A 17,470-nucleotide genomic window follows, 5' to 3' on the forward strand; every position below is an offset into this window, starting at 1 on the left:
ACGCGGGCGCTCGGCACCACGGTCACTGTTGTACCGAGGACGCTCGCCGGCGCCGCCACGATCGTCACGGGCAGGGCGCTCATCCCGGTTGAACCGGGGGCGCTCAGCACCACGATCGTTGTTGAAACGAGGGCGCTCAGCACCACGGTCATTGTTGAACCGAGCACCGTCGTTGCGGGGGCGCTCGTCGCGGTGGTGCGGCGCCTCACGGCGACCAGACTCGGCGCGGCCGCGGATGCCACGAGCTTCGTCGCGACCGGCGCGCTCCTGTGCGCTCCAGCGGGTCTTGGATGCACCGCCCTCTGCGTCGGCGGCACGGTAGCCGCGGTGGCCCTGGCTCTTGTTTCCTGGGCGGCTGTCGTAGCCGCGACCTGCAGCGGCAGCTGAACGCTGTCCGCCAGCAGCCGGGCGTCCGGTAGAAGGACGGCCAGCACTCGGACGTCCAGCATCCGAACGCGAAGCATCCGAGCGACCGCCGCGACCACCCTCAGCAGGGCGACCTGCGTGACGGTCGTGGAACGACGTCTTCTTCGCGCCATAGCGCGGCTCGAAATTGCTCGAGGGTCGGCCACCCTGGGGCTTCTTGTTTTTAGGCAAGGTAAATCCTTCTGTTTCTCTGCACGAGAACAGCACCAATGCGCATGCGCTTCCAACATCGGTCGCGTACCGGTGGGGCACCGCGACCTGCGGGGATCGTCTTCAGGGACGAGGGCCATTCATGTGATGGTAAATGTGCGTCGAATGACGCTCACCATCGGCCCCTGGACTCACACTGAGACGAAAACTTCCGCATCCTTCGCCAAGCGAAGCGACACGGCTGTCCGAAGCCGACTGCGCAAGTCTACCCGACGCGTCTGAGAAAGACCCCCGTACGATGGCGGAGTGAGCTCGCAAACACCCACCGGCATCCAGATCCACCTTCAGCGCGGCGCCGTCTCGGCGCAGGTCGCTCAGGTCGGAGCATCCCTCCGCGGCCTCGCGGTTGGCAATGTCGACCTCGTCGCGCGTTACCCGGAGGACGTTCCCACGCCGTCGTGCTCGGGCGTCGTGCTCGTGCCGTGGCCGAACCGCGTGCGCGACGGCGCCTGGGATGACAACGGCACCACCCAGCAGCTCGCAATCTCCGAGCCGAAGCTGAACAACGCCAGCCATGGGCTGTTGCGTTTCACCGCCTATGAAATCGAGCAGACGGACGCGACCGCCACCCTGCGAGCGATAATCCACCCGCAGACCGGCTACCCCTACGAAATCGGCACCTCCGTCACGTACGCGCTGACGGATGCCGGCATCCAGATCACTCACACGCTGACGAACCGATCGGATGCCGCGGCACCGGTCGCCCTCGGAACGCACCCGTTCATGACAATCGGCGATGTCGATCCGCACGACCTGGTGCTCACGGTCCCTGCTCAGACCCAGTTCGAGACCGACGAACGGATGCTGCCTACCGGCACGTCCGCAGCACCGGAGGCCCTCCGGGAAGGTGTGCGCCTCGGTGACATCACGCTCGACACCGGCTTCACCGATTTGAGCCGCGACGCCGACGGCAAGGTGCGCCACTCGCTCGACGCACCAGACGGTCGCCGCGTCACTCTATGGCAGGGCGAGGGTTTCGACTTCGTGCAGGTCTACACCAGCACCGGGTACCCGGATCAGCCGCTCGCGGTCGCCATCGAGCCGATGACCGCTCCGGCCGACGCGCTGAACAGCGGTCTCGGCATCCGTCGCCTGGCGCCGGGCGAGACGTGGAACCTCAGCTGGGGCATCGAACTCAGCTGAGGCCGCCGCGCACTCAGACCGTCGGCGCCTGCTGGTCGCGCAACTCACGGCGCGTCAGCTGGTGAGCGGGCGCTGGCGTCTCGGGGCCAGGCTCGCTATCCACCGACGAAGCCGATGCATGCGGCCCAGCCTTGCGCGCATGACGCCGCTCTCTGGCACCCTCGACGAGGTTGTAGAGCGTCGGCAGCACGATCAGCGTCAGCACAGTCGACGACACCAGACCACCGATCACGACGATCGCCAGCGGCTGCGAGATGAATCCGCCGTGTCCGGTGATGCCGAGCGCCATCGGTGTCAGCGCGAAGATCGTCGCCAGTGCCGTCATGAGGATCGGCCGCAGACGTTTCTCACCACCGGCGAGGACGGCATCCTGGGTCGACAGTCCCTTCTCGCGATACTGGTTCACGAGGTCGACGAGCACGATCGCGTTCGTCACAACGATACCGATAAGCATCAGGACACCGATGAGCGAGGCGACGCCGAGCGGAACGCCCGTGATGATCTGCAGCAGAATCGCACCGGTGGCCGCGAACGGCACCGACACGAGCAGCAGCAGCGGCTGGCGCAGCGACTTGAACGCCGCAACCATCACGACATAGACGATCAGGATCGCCGCGAGCATGGCGAGTCCGAGCTGCGAGAACGAGTCGGCCTGCTGCGAAGCGACACCGCCGACCTCAGCACTGGTCCCGTCCGGAAGCTTCACGGCCTCGAGGGCGGCCGTGACCGACGCCGTCGCCACCGCGAGGTTGTCGGATGCCGGGGGAATCGTCACCGTCGCCGTCCGGCGCCCCTGCTCGGTGGTGATCGAGGTCGGGCCCTGACGCTCTTCGACGGTGGCAATGTCCTGCAGCGCCACCATTCCGAGTGCGCTCGGAATCATCATCGTGCGCAGCGCCTCGACGGTCGCGGGCGGCTCATTCGCAGCGATGTAGACGGTCAGTGCGGTGTCGTTGAGTTCAATCGTTCCGGCCTGCTGCGGGCGCATGGTGCCAGACACCAGGGTGCCGACGGCAACTTCAGACAGGCCACGATCTGCCGCGGCCTGGCGGTCTACGACCACAGCGATATACGGCAGGGATGCCGCAAGGTTGTCAGTGACCGCGCCGATGCCCTCGCGCCCGTCGAGCTCCGCGGTAACGGCTTTGGTCGCGCTGGCGAGCGCGTCGCTGTTCGGCGCGGTGATGTTCACGGCGATGTCGCTCGAGCCGAAGCCCGCTGCGGCGTTGACGCCAATCTCGCCGACGTCTTTGAGGTCGGCGACGGCATCCAGAACGTCGGCCCGAAGCTTCTCCTGGTCGACGTCAGCCGACGTCATGATCGAATACGTCACGCCGCGCCGCCGGAGAATGCGTCCCTGAGTGCGGAGCCGCTCGAGCCGATCGACAGCTGCACGTTTTTCGATGCCCTTGATGCCCTTGAGCGCCTTTTCGACGACAGCTGCCGCGGCATCCTGCGTCTCGAGGCTCGCGGTCGGGCCGAGGTCTTGTGTGACGGTCATCGTGTTCTGACCGGTGTCGCTCAAGAAGTTGATCTTCATCAGCGGGGCTGCAGCGAGAGTGGCGCCGAGCACCACAATCGCGATGATCACCGTGGCGCCAGAATGCTTGAGCGTCCACGTGAGAATCGGGCGGTACCTGCGCTGCAGAGCGGTGGGCGGGGCATCCGGGTGCTCGGGATCGATGACGTTGCCGTTCTCGTCGAGCAGCTCCTTGCCCGGCCTCAAGAACCAGTAAGCAAGCACCGGCACGATCGTGAGCGAGACCAGGAGCGACGCCACCATCGCGATCGTCACCGTCATCGCGAACGGCCGGAACAGCTCGCCCACCATGTCGCCGACGAACACGATCGGCAGGAACACCGCGACCGTCGTGATCGTGGATGCCGTGACGGCCGACGCGACCTCGCGCACGGCGAGACGGATGGCATCACCCTTGTCTGCGTCTCCTACGTAGTGCCGCTTGATGTTCTCGATGACGACGATGGAGTCGTCGACAACACGTCCGATCGCGATCGTCAGGGCGCCGAGCGTGAGGATATTCAGCGAGTAGCCGAACGCCTGCAGCCCGATGAACGTGATGAGCACGCTGGTCGGGATCGAGATCGCGGTCACCAGTGTCGAACGGATCGACATGAGGAACACCAGGATGACGATCACCGCGAACACGAGACCGAGCAGTCCCTCGGTGGCGAGCGTGTCGATCGACTGCACGATGAACGGCGCCTGATCGAAGACCACGGTGAACTTGGCATCCGGGAACGAGGTCGACAGTTCGTCGATCGCAGCGGTCACACCGTTCGAGACCTCGACGGTGTTCGCCGAAGGAAGCTTGGTGACCGAGATCGAGAGGGCGTCCTCGCCATTTACACGCGAAATCGATGAGGTGGGGTCCGACCCCAGCGCGACAGTCGCGACGTCGGCGATCGTGACCCCCGCGCCGACGAGGGGCAACGCCGCGATCTCGTCGACGGAGGTGATCTTCGCACCGGTCTGCACGGTCAGCGTCTCACCGTTCTCGGTGATGTCACCGCCGGGGAAGAGCGTGCCGTTCTGCTGCAGTGCGTCGCGGATCGCCTGGCTGCTGACACCCGCAGCGGCCAGCTTTGCGTTGTCGGGGGTGATGGTAATTCGTTGCCCGATACCGCCGACGATCTGCGCGGCGTTCACACCCTTGACGTCTTCGATCTTCGGGATCGCAACGTTCTCGAGGTCAGCCTGGGCTGTCTCGGCATTGTCGAATCCGGTCACCGCGATCTGAATCACCGGGAAGTCATCGATCGACACCGACAGCACCTGCGGTGTCACATCGGCGGGCAGTGTCGAGGAGATGCGGTTGATCGCCTGCTGCATCTTCTGCTCGGCCGTCGCGAGGTTCTCGCCGTAAGCGAAGGTTGCCTGGATGATCGAGGCATTGGTCGTGCTCGTGGCGCTGGTGGACTCCAGCCCCGGCACACCCTGAATCGCCTTCTCGATCGGGGTCGAAACGTCGTTCTCAACGACCTCCGGGGAGGCGCCAGGGTACGTCGTCATGACGACGAGCGCTGGCAGCTCGAGCGAGGGAATGAGCTCCTGCTTGAGGTTCGTCAGAGCGAGCCCGCCGAACACGGCGGCGACGATCGTGATGAGGGCGATCAGCGCGCGATTGCGCAGGCTGAGAACGGCGAGGTTCGACACGGCAGGACACTCTCGATTTGCTGTTATGCGGTAGGGATGCGCGGCCAGTATTCCATAGGCGACATACAGGATGCTGTACGCGGGCGATACTGCGCTCGCCTGTGCATCACAGCGAGCCGATCGCGATCCCGCCGAGGGCCGCGAGGACGCACACTGCGAACGTCCCGAGCAGGTGCAGGACCCAGGCCGGCCGCTCCCCGTCCTTCCACAGCGCGAGAGCATCGAGCATCGCGGTGCTGAAGGTCGTGTAGCCGCCGAGCAGGCCTGCGCCCACGATGAACGCAACGTCCGGAAGGGATGCCGCAACAACTCCGAGTGCGAACGAACCGGTGATGTTCACGACGACGATTCCCCACGGGAAGCGCCCCTTCGTCAGTGTCATGATCCCGATGTCGACGAGGTAGCGGAGTGCTGCTCCGATGCCGCCAGCAAGGGACGCGAGCAGAAAGATGAGCGGCGTCATCGGGCGCCACCCGGTCTTCCGATGCGCAGCCCTGCGAAGGCTGCACAAATGCCGAGCACAAGCGTGGCGAGCGCGTAGGCGCCGGCGAGCAACGGAGCGTCCGCCCACAACTGGATAGTGCCGACAGCAAACGCACTGTAGGTGGTGAACCCCCCGAGGATGCCCGTACCGAGAAACACTCGCAGATCCGCACCCCGATCCCCGAGTCTGTCGAAGGGTCGAGCAGCGAGCACTCCGATGAGCAGCGCCCCGATGATGTTCACCGCGAACGTCGCAGTGGGGAAGATGCCGGCATCCGGAATCAGAAAACTCAGGCTCAGTCGGAATGCCGTGCCGATCACGCCGCCCGCGAAGACGAGAAGCAGACGCCGGAGAGTCACGCGCACCGCGTCACAGCGATCAGAACGACCAGTCCGAACGCGATCCGCCTCATGTTTTTCGACGCTATCAGAGAGGTACGACCCACCCGTCCGCGTTCAAGTAGCGCAAATGACCCGATCCGGGGCTGAGTTCGGGTCATTTGCGCGACTCGAACGGTGGCTGGTTACAGGTTCGCTTCCGCGTAGACCCGGAGTGCGTCGCGCACGAACTCCGGGCCGCGCGTGCCGCCGTCGGCCGTGGCGTAGTTGGCGCCGAAGCGCGGGTCTGCGACATACATCTCGCCGAGTCCGAGCACGTAACTCTTGACGTCACCGCCTCTGGATGCTGGCGTGCCAGGCACCGAGGTCAGCCACTCCACATAACGCCGCGCAACATCTTGCGCCGCCTCGGATGCCGGATCAATTCCGCTCTCCGCGGCAGTGACCCAATCACGCCCAAGACCAGACACGCGCTGCTTCCACGCAGTGCGCTCGGCATCCGTCATGCCACGCCACCAAGCGTCGCCGCTGGCGTAGGCCTTCTTGCCCCAGCGCTGTTCGACCTCATCCTTGTACTGGGTGTGGTCGAAGCCGTCGAACATGTTCTCTGCCATGAGATCTTCTCCGTCTTTCAATGCCGTGATGGTGGATTCGACCGAAACGATCTGTCGCATCAGTCGGGTCTGCTCCTCGCGCAGGTAGGCGAGGTGGGCGGCGAGTGCGGATGCTTCCTCTGCTGCCCCTGTCGACGCCGCAAGCACCTCGGCGATCTGCGGCAGCCCGAGTCCGAGTTCTCGAAGCAGCAGGATCCGTTGCAACCGCACGAGCGCGCGCTCGTCATAGTGCCGGTAGCCGTTGTGCGCGATGCGCGATGGCTTCAGCAGCCCGATGTCGTCGTAGTGACGCAACGTCCTGCTGGTCGTGCCGGCGAGCCGCGCGATCTCTTGGATCGACCGGTCGCTTCGTTGCATGGCATCCTCCTTCCGTGGTCTTGCATCCACGATAGAAGTTGACGCGACGTCAATGTCAAGCGCCGAATTGCTCGCTTCGAATCGCGTAAGTTGCTGCATCCTGCGCGGAATAGAGCAACTTGCGCGATTCGAAGGACAGGGCGATAGGTAACTCGCGATATATCGTGTTATTGTGGTCGACGCGATATATCGCGACTCAATAGACCAGGAGAGTGCCTAATGACCGAGAAGTGGCTCATCGCCCCCGGCGAGGAACGCGTCATCGACATCGCCCAGGCGACCCGACTCAAGGTCGGTCTCGTCGGCGGACAGGTTGACGTCATCGCTCACGACGAACCCGGCATCCGCATCGAGGTGCACGGCGTCACGACCAAAGACCTGCGCATCGAGTGCAACGACAACGAGATCGAGATCGACCACCCGCAGTTGGGCTGGGACAACTTCCTTGAAGTGTTCCGCAACTTCGGATCCGGCGGTCCGCGCGCAGAGGTCAGCATCGCGGTACCCCGCAGCATTGCCCTCAACCTCGGCGTCGTCAGCGCTGGCGCTCTCATCTCCGGGCTCACCAATGATGCACGCCTGAACACCGTCTCCGGCGACCTGATCGTCGACACTCACACGGGAGATCTGACCGTGAATTCAGTGTCGGGTGACGTGCAGGTGCGGGGCCTCACCGGCTCCGCGAACGCGAACAGCGTCTCTGGCGACGTCGCGATCACCGGTTCAGTGCGCAAAGCAACGGTAGACACGGTCTCCGGCAGCATCTTGGTGGATGCCGCGGGCGCGGTGAACACCATCAACCTGAACACGGTCTCCGGCAACAGTACGATTCGCCTCGAGGAGACGCTCCCCGCCAACTACGTCGCACGCTCGCTGAGCGGACGCATGTTGATCGACGGTACAGACCGAGGAAATTCCGGTCCGACCAACTACACGGGCTCGACCGCGAGCTCGCCGGCTCGTTCGTTGTATGTGCGCTCCAACTCGGTCTCCGGAGACATCACTGTGCTCCGCCAGCCCATCATCACAGTCGCAGACGACGCGGAGTGGGACTCATGACCCCCGCCGTCTTCTCGCACGGCGACCTGCGCCTGTACCTGCTGTCGCTGCTCGCAGAGGCCCCGCAGCACGGCTACGGCATAATCCAGGCGCTCACTGATCGCACCGGCGGCACGTACACGCCGAGCGCGGGCACCATCTACCCGCGACTGGCGAAGCTTGAGGAAGAAGGCTTGGTCTCCAAGACCGTCGACGGTCGCACTACGATCTACGCGATCACAGATGCAGGCCGCGCCGAGTTGGCCGGTCGCGAGGGTGACCTCGCTGGCATCGAATCCGGTCTCGCCGACTCTGTGCGCCTCATCGCGAATGAGGTTCGACAGAGCGTGCAAGATGCGATGAAGAGCCTGCGTGCCGACCTTGCCTCCGCCGCGAACGATGAGCGCACCGCCGCGAAGTCCCGCCCGCGCTCATCTGCGTCAACACCCGATGACCGTGTCAGCAGCCGCGAGCAGCTTCATCGGGCGGATGCCTCAATCAACGCATTCCGCGCACGGGTCCGCACCGATGTGCGCACCCACGTCGCGCGCGGAGGTGTGCTGGCAGAATCCGTCGTCACGGATCTTGACACGGCTCTGGATGCCGCGGCTCGCGCCATCACACAGGCGCTGAGTTCCAGCTCCCGCTGACACCAGAGCCTCTGCGCCGGGTCGTATGAGATCTGCGCCGAAGCTAAGGAGATCTGAACGGACGAGCTAGTCCGTCCAGATCTCCTTCTGCTCGTCTGGCACTGATTCTTCAAGCGGAACTACCAGTACCGAACGGTGCTGGCGGTGAGCGAGGCGCGCGGCGACGGATCCGGTGAAGAACTCGCGGATCGACTCGCCGAGGCCGCGTTTGCGGGTACCGACGACGATGAGCTGCGCGTCGATCTTGTTGGCGAGCTGCTTTATCGCCAGTGCAGGATCGCCAACCAGCTGCCTGGCCGTCCACGTGACGCCGGTGTCGTCGAGAGCCGCAGCCGCTGCTGCCTGCACTTCTTCGAATTCAGCGACCCCCGCCTCGAGATTGAGATCGATCGGAGCCGAGTGCACATAGCCGTCGGGATCCTCATAAGTGACGAACCGTGTGACATCAACGTGTGCCACGACGAGCGGCGCATCGAGGAGAGTCGCATAGCGCACCGCCTCCTGCAAAACACGGGTCGCCTGACCGGGTTGCATGCCGACGATCACTGCTTTCTGCAATGCGGCGTTCTGCGTTGCTTCGTCGAGCGAGGAGGAGCTGTCGTCTGCCATGAGAATCGATCCCTTCAGGTGCCTAGGAAGGCCGGGAGGCCCGACCCTCATGCTATTCTGAATGCTACTCTTACCGGCCTACGCCGGTGTCGTGAAATGCATCGGGCCTCTAAACGCCCGCATCCTAACTCGTAAGGGGGTCTCGCGCATGGGCCGTGGCCGTCAAAAGGCGAAACACACCAAAATCGCCCGAGAACTCAAGGCGTATAGTCCGTCTTTGAACACCTCCGCGCTTGAGCGCGAACTTGCTCACCCCGTGGACGAAAATGCCTACGTCGACAAGTGGGCTGACGATTACGTGGATGAAGACGAAGACGAGCTCGAGAAAGCCTGAGCTCAAATGACTTCGACCCCGCTGCTTAGGTAGCGGGGTCTTCGTCGTCTCTGGAACGTTCCGCGAGCGACCGTTGGACTACCAGCGCCCGTGTTGGCGCTCCCACTCATCTTCGATGGTGCGGCGGCGACCTGCGATGATCCCGAACGGAATCGCAAAGATCAGCACGGCGCTGATGACGAGAAGCGGCGTGAGCCAGTCACCGGTCGCCCCGTGGAGGATGCCGATGACGAACGGGAACGCGGCGGCGCCGATGTAACCGACACTTTGCACGAAGCTGCTGAGTGCCACAGCACTCTCGGGGGTGCGCGCACGGATGCTGATAAGCACGAGCGCCAGCGGGAACAGGATGCCGACAACACCGAACAAGGCCGTCCACAGCCACACCAGCACCGGTGTCGGCGCCAGGATGAGACCCGCCACACCGCTGAGCCCGCATGCTATCCCGACGAGGAACAGCGCTCGCGTCGCCTGGAACCGCACGACCAGCACCGGGACGAGAAGCGATGCGGGCAGCCCCATGAAGGCGAAAAACGACAGCAAGAGTCCAGCGACGGATGCCGAAACCCCTGCCTGATCGATGAGGATGGAGGGCAACCAGGCGAAGGACACATACGCCATCGTCGAGGAGGTGCTGAAGACGACGGCGATCGCCCAGGCCAATGGCAGGCGCACGAGACGGGCGAAGATGCGGGAATCTCTCGGCGCGACGGCGATCGGTCCGGTGGCGAGGGCGACTGGGTCCATGTCGCGCCTGGCGCTGGCACTTCGACCTCCTCAGCGACCGACGGTGCCGCACTAGCGACCGACGCGGTAGCGGTTCCGCGCAGCAGCATCAGCACCCATGGGATCGTGCCAGCGAGGGCGAAGACACCCCACATCGCCAGCGAGAAGCGCCAGCTCACAGCATCCGCCACCGGCACCGCAACGAGCGGCGGGAGAAACGTCGAAAACGCCATCGCCGTCGTATAAAGCGTCATCATCAGCCCGAGCCGGTCGGGGAAGTGTTTCTTCACCAACGGCGGCAGCAGAATGTTTCCCATCCCGACACCGGCGAAGATCAGCGCGGTCGACGCCAGCAGCGTGATCGAGTCGATCGCCAGGCCCCGCACCACGAGCCCGACCGCGATCGCGATCAGAGCGATGACGGTTACGCGCTCTGGGCCGAATCGACGCACGAGCGTGGGGGTCAGTAGTCCGAAGATCGCAAAGCACACCGGCGGGGCCGTGCCGATCAGACCAACGACGGAAGAGGGAAGAGGGAAGTCGGCCGCGATGTAGTCGATCAGCGGAGACAGCGACGCGACCGCGGAACGTAGTGAAAAAGCGCACAGCACGATGCCGAGCACTGCGAGTACCCGCCCTCGCCAGAGTGGGCGTTGCTCGGTCACGACGTCTGAGAGCCTTCGACCCAGGCCAAGTACTCTTCGGTGACGCTGTCGGTGACGTAGCGACCGTCGAAGCAACTCATATCGAGGTCGGTGACCGCGGAGCCCTCAATGATCGCAGCCTTCAGGTCTTCGACCTCCTGGTATACCAGGTGATCGGCACCGAGCACTTCGGCGATCTCGGGAATCGTCCGTCCGTGCGCGATCAGCTCATGTTTCGAGGGCATGTTGATGCCGTACACATGAGGGAAGCGCACGGGCGGCGCCGCCGACGCGAACGTGACGGAGAGGGCACCGGCATCCCGAGCCATCTGGATGATCTGCTTGCTCGTCGTACCTCGCACGATTGAGTCGTCGATGAGCAGCACGTTCTTGCCCTTGAACTCGCTCGACATCGCGTTGAGCTTCTGGCGCACGCTCTTCTTGCGCACCGCCTGGCCAGGCATGATGAACGTGCGACCGACGTAACGGTTCTTGTAGAAGCCCTCGCGGTATTCAATGCCGAGCTTGCGGGCAACCTCCATCGCCGAGGGTCGCGCGGAGTCTGGGATCGGCATCACGACGTCGATCTTGTCGAGCGGTACGTGCTTGGCGATCGTGTCGGCGAGACGCTCCCCCATCCGCAGACGCGATTCGTAGACGGCGATGCCGTTCATGATCGAATCGGGACGCGCAAGGTAGACGTATTCAAATGCGCACGGTGTGAGCTTCGAATCTTCGGCGCACTGCTGGCTGAACAGCTCGCCGCGATCACTGATGAAGACCGCCTCACCAGGAGCAACCTCGCGCACGACCTCGTAATCGCCGTTCTCAAGCACCAGCGACTCGCTGGCAACGACCCACTCGTCGTGCTCTGCGCCGTCACGGCGGCCGAGGATCAGCGGGCGGATGCCGAACGGATCGCGGAACGCGAGCATCCCATACCCGGCGATCACGGCGATGACCGCGTAGGCGCCTTCGATGCGCTTCTGCGTGCGCGTCACGGCTTCGAAGATGCGCTCCGGGTCAAGATCGACATCGGATGCCGTCGACTGCAGCTCGCCCGCAAGCACATTCAGCAGCAGCTCGGTGTCGCTGGAGGAGTTCAGGTGCCGGCGGTCGCGCTTGGCCATGTCAGCGGTCAGCTCACGCGTGTTGGTGAGGTTGCCGTTGTGGATCAGGACGATGCCGTACGGCGCGTTCACGTAGAACGGCTGCGCTTCTTCTTCGCTGGATGCTGTGCCCTTGGTGGCGTAGCGGACGTGTCCTAGTCCGACGTTACCGAGGAGAGAGCGCATGTCGCGGGTGCGAAAGGCCTCGCGCACCATGCCTTCGACCTTCGTGATGTGCATGATGCCGTTTGGCTCCGCCGTGGCGATGCCGCTCGCATCTTGCCCTCGGTGCTGCAGCAGCAGGAGAGCGTCGTAGATGTCTTGGTTGACCGGGGCATTTCCGACCACTCCGACAATTCCGCACATGTGCTGTTACTTTGCTCCATCTGCGTATGCGCCCACGAGGCGCACCGCTCCGCCGTCGACGCCCTTGGCGCCCTGCTCGAATTCGCCCGCGGGGCGTGCACCAGTTCTGACACTCGCCACCTGCCAGGCGTGGATGCCTTCTTCGGCGAGCGCAGCGATAGCGGCATCCTTCTGGCTCTGGTCGATCACGGCGAGGAAACCGATTCCGAGGTTCCAGGTGCCTTCGGATGACTCCAGCGTGGAGCCGGCGATGTCGCTGAGCACGCGGAAGACGGGGCTCGGCGACCATGACGCACGGTCAACCTCTGCCCAGCTTCCCACAGGGAGCACGCGTGCGAGGTTCGCGGCGATGCCGCCGCCAGTGACGTGGCTGAGCGAGTGCACGGCGCCGTCGTCGAGTCGGTCGAGCAGGCGCAACAGCGGCAGCGTGTAGAGGCGGGTGGGCTCAAGGAGGGCCTCACCCCAGGTGGTACCGAAGTCGGCGGCGTTATCGCCGTAGGCAATGCCTGCTCCGGCGACGATGTGGCGCACGAGCGAGTAGCCGTTGGAGTGGAGGCCACTAGACGCCAAGGCGAGAACGACATCACCGTCGCGCACATGCTCGGCACCGAGCACGGCATCCGCTTCGACAACGCCGGTTGCCGCGCCTGCGACGCATAGTCGCGCACGCCGAGGAGTCCTGGGTGTTCTGCTGTCTCGCCGCCGACCAGCGCGGTGCCGGTCGCGGTGCACGCGTCGGCGATGCCGCGCACAATGTCGGCGATGCGCTCAGGGACGACCTTGCCGCAGGCGATGTAGTCGGTCATGAAGAGGGGCTTAGCGCCCACCACGACGATGTCATCGACGACCATGCCGACGAGGTCTTGGCCGATCGTGTCGTGCTTGTCGATCGCCTGCGCGATCGCGACCTTCGTGCCGACACCGTCGGTACTGGTCGCGAGCAGTGGCTTGGTGTAGCCGAGCAGTGCACTGGCGTCGAACAGGCCAGCGAATCCGCCGACACCGCCGAGCACTTCGGGACCATGCGTTGCGCGCACGGAAGACTTCATCAGCTCGACCGCGAGATCACCTGCAGCGGTGTCGACGCCGGCTTCGGAATAGGAATTGGTGGGGGAGGCTGCCACACGACAAGACTACCGTCGCTGGAGTGTCCGCATCTCCGCGTGACTTCTCAGGATCGAATGGCCAGATCGGGACACCGCGCGCGCGATCTCCCTAGGATGGGGCCATGGCCGACAAGCCGCAGTGGTTGATTCGTGAAGACGCCGGAGTCGCGGTGATCGTTGCGCTCGTCCTGCGGCAGATGCTCGGCATCCGCGCACCGGAGGACCTTCCTGTACTGCGCGACCTGCAGGTGCGCGCACCCGATGCGGTCGACGCCACCCCCGAGCTAGAAGCGCAGTGGCGCGAATACTGGGACATGACGGTCGAGCCTCGAGCACACCGCTCTGAGGTGCCGCTGGAGCTCATCGAGGGCTTCAACATGCTGGTCGCGCTGCCGGCCACCGGCGCAGAAGAGCTCCGCGACGCGATCATGCCTCTCGCCCCCATTGCCCTTCAATACGCACACGACGCACACGCCCGCTACTTCAACACTATGAAGACGGCGACCGGCGGCGGCGCGTACCGTGCCTACGCGAGTGCGATCGCTGAGTTCGAGCGCGAGATCGGGCGGCGAGCACACTCGTTCGAGCTGAACGTGCACGTGCTGCCGTTCTCGCAGCGCGGCATCTGGTGGGTCGGCGCGTTGACTGTGGCAGTTACCGACGGATTAAGACGTGACGTCGTGGCTTTTGACGCTGCCATCCGCCCGGTCATCGCCGAACTGGCGTGACAATCAGTCTGATTCGATGATCGTTTCTCGATCGACTCGCACGACGCGGTCGTGACGGCGGGCGATGCGCTCGAGCAGGATTGCGACCGCACCACCGAGTGCGAGACCGATCGGTACAGTCCAGAGCAGTGCGAAGCCGAACACCTGTCCTGGTGGGTAGATGACGTCGAGAACCGCAGACGGCTCGTACGTGCCGACCATGGTCAGGATGCCGGCGGCGATAATGCCGAGCACCACGCCGATGCCCATGAACACGCCGTACCGCGGCACGCGACGAACGGTCGCCTCGACGGTCTGACGGGATTCGGGGGAAGACATGGTCCCATTCTCCCACTGTTCTTCTATGGGCGCAGCGGGTGGGGCGGTGTCATTCCTCCCCACCCGCTGAATCTCAGGCGTCGACGGACTCGCTCGGCGCCTCGTTCTTGCTCGAGTTTCGACGAGCCATCAGCACACCGCCGCCTGCCAGCAGAAGCAGCAGCGCAGCGCCACCCACGAACCACGGCCAGACCGGCGCATCAGAGGAATCGATCGGCTCGACAGCGGCGCTGACCGCAGCGACGGGAGCATCGACCGCTTCTTCCTCGACGGTGACGGCACAGTCAGGACCCACAGGGATGACAAACGACACCGGATCGAAAGCTTCGCCAGCGGCGTAGGTGCCGAAGGCGGCAGCACCGGCATCCGTGAGCGTGGACTCGGCGCCGGTGACTGCAAGCACTCCGTCGAGCATCACAGCTCCAGCGAGCGAGTATTCGACGAATCGCACATCCTTCTGGTTGATCTGCTCGCCTTCCTGAGTGGTACCCGCGATGTCGAACACGATGTAGCCCGTGTCGCCGGCGAGTTCGATACGAGCAGCGTTCAGCTGCGTGTCGAGAGCGCCCTCGTGTCCGGAGAATGCGATCATTCCGCCGAACGCGACCAGACCACTGCCGGTTTCCGGGTCGTACGTTCCGGTGCCGCCGGACCAGACGTACTCAGGGAACTCGTAGACAACACCGGTGAGGTCCCAGCCTCCCTTGGCGATGCTTTCGATGTAGTTGCGGAAGCTCTCCTTGTACCCCCAGTTGAGCGTTGCCCCCTCGACCGTGCACATGCCGATCGCAGCCGTGGCCGCGCGGTCGAGGACGAAGACGAGCCCTCGGCTGATCGACCCTTGGAAGGTGAGCGTGTGTTCGCCGTCTTCCAGCGTCGCCGGAAGTGTGCCCGTCCACGTGGCGACGCCGTCGCATCCGCGTTCACTGTTCCCAGCAGGACAGGCGTCGAGTACACGACGACATTGATGTCCTGCTCATTCGTCTGGAAACCGGATGCCGAGATCGTTGTGGATGCGCCGGATTGAAGCGCCTCGAGGCTCGCTGCATCGATCTCGATTCCCCGCGTCGCCGGCGGCGCCGACGGAAGTGCGGCCTTCCGCTGGACGGATGCTGCAGCCACCGTGCCCACCGTACCGTTGGGGGCCGCGGCGACAGAGCCGATCGTGAACGTCACCGGGTTCAACACCGTGCTGTTGCCGTCGAGCACCTGGTCGCGACCGGCGGCCGTGAGCGACGTGGGTGCCGCCGTGTAAGTGACCGCACCGTTCGCCGTCGTCTTCGCCGCAGCCGCGAGGTCGATCGAAGCGAATGGCACCCGCGATCCGCCGCTGGTCACGTACAACGTCGCCGACGATGACGACGTGATCTCGATACGAGGGTTCGAGACGGTCACGTTGAGCGCCCCAGCGTGTCCGGTGAAACGCACCGAACCGGTGTAGCCCACAGCGCCGAGACCGGTCGCGGCGTCGTAGGTGCTGCCAGTTGCCTGACCGAACTGGAATTGACTACCAGAGCGCGTTGCACCACCCGAGACGAAGATCTCACCCTGCGCAATCTGGCCTGTGATGTAATTCACGAACGACGATGAGATCGCCCAGCGCAGCGAACCGCCTGCGACCGGATTCGTCGGTGCCGGCGGCGTGGTCGGCGTCGTCGGTGGCGTGGTTGGTGGGACCTCGGGCGTGCTGTTGTCGAGCTCCTTCCACTGATCAGCAGTGATGGTGACGCCCGTGCGCGCGTAGATGGTGTCCACGGTTGGCGTTGTGTGCTGTTGCCAGGCGATCACCTCGTACGACTTCTCCGGATCCAGCTTGTCGCCCGCAGCGGTCAGGTCGGTGGCAAAGGCGCCATCAGTAATCGTGCGCACGTACTGCATCGCGAGGAATCCGCCGGATGCGGTGACGTCAGCCTCCGCACCCTCCTCGATCAGCGCCACATATGCGCCCGCAATCGTGCCGAATCCTTGCCCTTCGACACCGACATGGAGGTCGGTCCCATCGGTGGAGACGTTCGTCTTCACCGATCTCTCCACTGCCGTCGAGTAGTTCAGCAGTGCACTCTGCTCCTGCGCGACGTTCGTCACTCCGCCCGCACCGTACGTGTACACGCCATATGCGCCGCCCTCAGGCTCAGCCGGAGCATCCTTCAGCGTCAGCGTCGCCCGGAAAGTGCCGTCGTCAGCGATGCCGACCCACTGTGCACGAATGATGTTCTGGTACTGAGAGGGAACCTGCTCGAGCACGCTCTCCGCGAGCGCCCACGCCTGAGTGCTCACCGAACGCGTGCCGGAAGTCGCACCCGCGGACGGCTGCCAGTTCGCAGCGAAATCACCGAACACGACATAGGTGCCCTGCGGGAGGTTCGCGGGGATCGGCACACCGCGTCCGCCGATGTTCGCCGCCGGGTCGAAGCCGCTGCCGTTCACAACGACCACATCTCCCGCTTTCAACGCGGTGTCGCGACCGGCGTCTCGCCATCCGCGAGGAGCACCTCGATAGCCGGCTGCATCTCAGCGGGCGTCTCCGGCTCAGCGGGTATCTCCGGCTCGGCGGGCACCTCCGGCTCAGCGGGTACCTCCGGCTCAGCGGGCGGGAAGACAGCGTCCCACTGCGCATCCGTGATCGACACGGCGGAGCGGCCGTAGAAGGTATCGGCCGAGAAGTTGCTGTGCTGCTGCCACATGACCACCTCGTATGACAGCGAGCGATCCAGCTTCGCCGTCGGCGCTGTCAGCGTGAAGGATGAGTTTCCTGCGCTCACCACGGGGAATGGCAGAGCGAACGCAACGTACTGCTGGTTGTTCAGCGCGTCGTCCTGCCCTTGCACGATGAGCGCCGCGTATGCGCCGGTAGCGTCGCCCAACCCGGAGGCGTCGACGTGGATTGTGAAGCCGGACTCAGAGGCAGCCGTGACCTGTGCGTTGACACCCGCACCGTCTGCGGCGAACGCCGCTGGCGCGGCGAGCGAGCCGAACACGGTCATCAGCACCGCCATCATTGCGGCTAGTACTGCACGGGTGCGACTCGATGTCGCAGGGGTTTCGGTCTTGTTCACGGATGTCTCCAGGCGTGCGTGTGCGCTCGGGTGCGCAAT

General features: G+C 64.5%; 15 protein-coding genes and 4 pseudogenes. 5 read left to right on the plus strand and 14 right to left on the minus strand.

The genetic code is table 11. The features are described 5' to 3' along the window. Positions 1–597: pseudogene (locus tag DC31_RS18245) on the minus strand (DEAD/DEAH box helicase); the annotation flags it as partial. Positions 598–882: 285 nt separating this feature from the next. Here DC31_RS18245 and DC31_RS15080 point away from each other — a divergent pair. Continuing rightward, positions 883–1,779, plus strand: coding sequence for an aldose 1-epimerase family protein (locus DC31_RS15080; protein WP_051607090.1), 897 nt, complete (start codon positions 883–885; stop codon positions 1,777–1,779). 13 nt (positions 1,780–1,792) lie between these two features. Here the strand turns inward: DC31_RS15080 and DC31_RS15085 are convergent, their stop codons facing one another. The 4 genes from DC31_RS15085 to DC31_RS15100 all read right to left on the minus strand — a co-directional run bounded on the left by DC31_RS15085 (position 1,793) and on the right by DC31_RS15100 (position 6,747). Next, a complete protein-coding gene (locus DC31_RS15085; RefSeq protein ID WP_235201557.1) occupies positions 1,793–4,954 on the minus strand; it encodes an efflux RND transporter permease subunit in 3,162 nt (1,053 codons plus the stop codon). A gap of 106 nt (positions 4,955–5,060) precedes the next feature. Beyond that, complete coding sequence (locus DC31_RS15090) at positions 5,061–5,417, minus strand: fluoride efflux transporter FluC (RefSeq protein WP_036281590.1); 357 nt, start codon at positions 5,415–5,417, stop codon at positions 5,061–5,063. Then, positions 5,414–5,797, minus strand: coding sequence for a fluoride efflux transporter FluC (locus tag DC31_RS15095; protein ID WP_235201558.1), 384 nt, complete (start codon positions 5,795–5,797; stop codon positions 5,414–5,416). Before DC31_RS15095 ends, DC31_RS15090 begins: the two co-directional genes overlap by 4 nt. Positions 5,798–5,961: 164 nt before the next feature. Beyond that, entirely contained in the window at positions 5,962–6,747 is a 786-nt protein-coding gene (locus DC31_RS15100) for a MerR family transcriptional regulator (RefSeq protein ID WP_036281804.1), read from the minus strand. A gap of 219 nt (positions 6,748–6,966) precedes the next feature. Between DC31_RS15100 and DC31_RS15105 the strand changes: the two genes are divergently transcribed. After that, a complete protein-coding gene (locus DC31_RS15105) occupies positions 6,967–7,806 on the plus strand; it encodes a DUF4097 family beta strand repeat-containing protein (RefSeq protein WP_036281595.1) in 840 nt (279 codons plus the stop codon). After that, the gene (locus DC31_RS15110) at positions 7,803–8,435 is read left to right on the plus strand and encodes a PadR family transcriptional regulator (protein ID WP_036281597.1); all 633 of its coding nucleotides are present in this window, start codon (positions 7,803–7,805) and stop codon (positions 8,433–8,435) included. Before DC31_RS15105 ends, DC31_RS15110 begins: the two co-directional genes overlap by 4 nt. A 66-nt stretch (positions 8,436–8,501) precedes the next feature. Here DC31_RS15110 and DC31_RS15115 read toward each other — a convergent pair whose 3' ends face one another. Next, positions 8,502–9,044, minus strand: coding sequence for a universal stress protein (locus DC31_RS15115; protein WP_036281598.1), 543 nt, complete (start codon positions 9,042–9,044; stop codon positions 8,502–8,504). Between the two features lie 148 nt (positions 9,045–9,192). On the opposite strand from DC31_RS15115, the gene DC31_RS15120 reads away from it, so the two are divergent. Beyond that, positions 9,193–9,378: a DUF3073 family protein gene (locus DC31_RS15120; RefSeq protein WP_036281806.1), complete on the plus strand. Its 186-nt coding sequence runs from the start codon at positions 9,193–9,195 to the stop codon at positions 9,376–9,378. 78 nt (positions 9,379–9,456) lie between these two features. On the opposite strand, the gene DC31_RS20015 is transcribed toward DC31_RS15120, so the two are convergent. The 4 genes and pseudogenes from DC31_RS20015 to purM all read right to left on the minus strand — a co-directional run bounded on the left by DC31_RS20015 (position 9,457) and on the right by purM (position 13,347). Beyond that, positions 9,457–10,125, minus strand: coding sequence for an MFS transporter (locus tag DC31_RS20015; protein ID WP_268748250.1), 669 nt, complete (start codon positions 10,123–10,125; stop codon positions 9,457–9,459). A 101-nt stretch (positions 10,126–10,226) separates the two neighbouring features. Next, a pseudogene (locus DC31_RS20020) lies at positions 10,227–10,769 on the minus strand (MFS transporter); the annotation flags it as partial. Further along, positions 10,766–12,223 carry an amidophosphoribosyltransferase gene (gene purF, locus DC31_RS15135; RefSeq protein ID WP_036281601.1) on the minus strand — a complete coding sequence of 486 codons (1,458 nt, stop codon included), beginning with the start codon at positions 12,221–12,223 and terminating at the stop codon, positions 10,766–10,768. The pseudogene DC31_RS20020 and the gene purF, both read right to left, overlap by 4 nt. 6 nt (positions 12,224–12,229) lie before the next feature. Beyond that, positions 12,230–13,347 (minus strand): annotated as a pseudogene (purM, locus tag DC31_RS15140) (phosphoribosylformylglycinamidine cyclo-ligase). A 104-nt stretch (positions 13,348–13,451) separates the two neighbouring features. Between purM and DC31_RS15145 the strand changes: the two are divergent. Continuing rightward, a complete protein-coding gene (locus tag DC31_RS15145) occupies positions 13,452–14,057 on the plus strand; it encodes a hypothetical protein (RefSeq protein WP_036281604.1) in 606 nt (201 codons plus the stop codon). Between the two features lie 3 nt (positions 14,058–14,060). Here the strand turns inward: DC31_RS15145 and DC31_RS15150 are convergent, their stop codons facing one another. The 4 genes and pseudogenes from DC31_RS15150 to DC31_RS17240 form a co-directional block, all read right to left on the minus strand. After that, positions 14,061–14,375, minus strand: a complete 315-nt coding sequence (locus DC31_RS15150; protein WP_036281607.1) for a hypothetical protein — start codon at positions 14,373–14,375, stop codon at positions 14,061–14,063. Between the two features lie 73 nt (positions 14,376–14,448). Then, positions 14,449–15,156 (minus strand): HtaA domain-containing protein, encoded by a 708-nt coding sequence (locus tag DC31_RS17230; protein WP_081813901.1) that lies wholly within the window; start codon positions 15,154–15,156, stop codon positions 14,449–14,451. A gap of 437 nt (positions 15,157–15,593) precedes the next feature. After that, a pseudogene (locus DC31_RS19740) lies at positions 15,594–16,253 on the minus strand (HtaA domain-containing protein); the annotation flags it as partial. Between the two features lie 569 nt (positions 16,254–16,822). Further along, a complete protein-coding gene (locus tag DC31_RS17240; protein WP_152545454.1) occupies positions 16,823–17,431 on the minus strand; it encodes a hypothetical protein in 609 nt (202 codons plus the stop codon). Positions 17,432–17,470 lie beyond the last annotated feature (39 nt).

It is taken from the genome of Microbacterium sp. CH12i (genome assembly GCF_000685355.1).
In the GTDB taxonomy this organism is placed as follows: domain Bacteria; phylum Actinomycetota; class Actinomycetes; order Actinomycetales; family Microbacteriaceae; genus Microbacterium.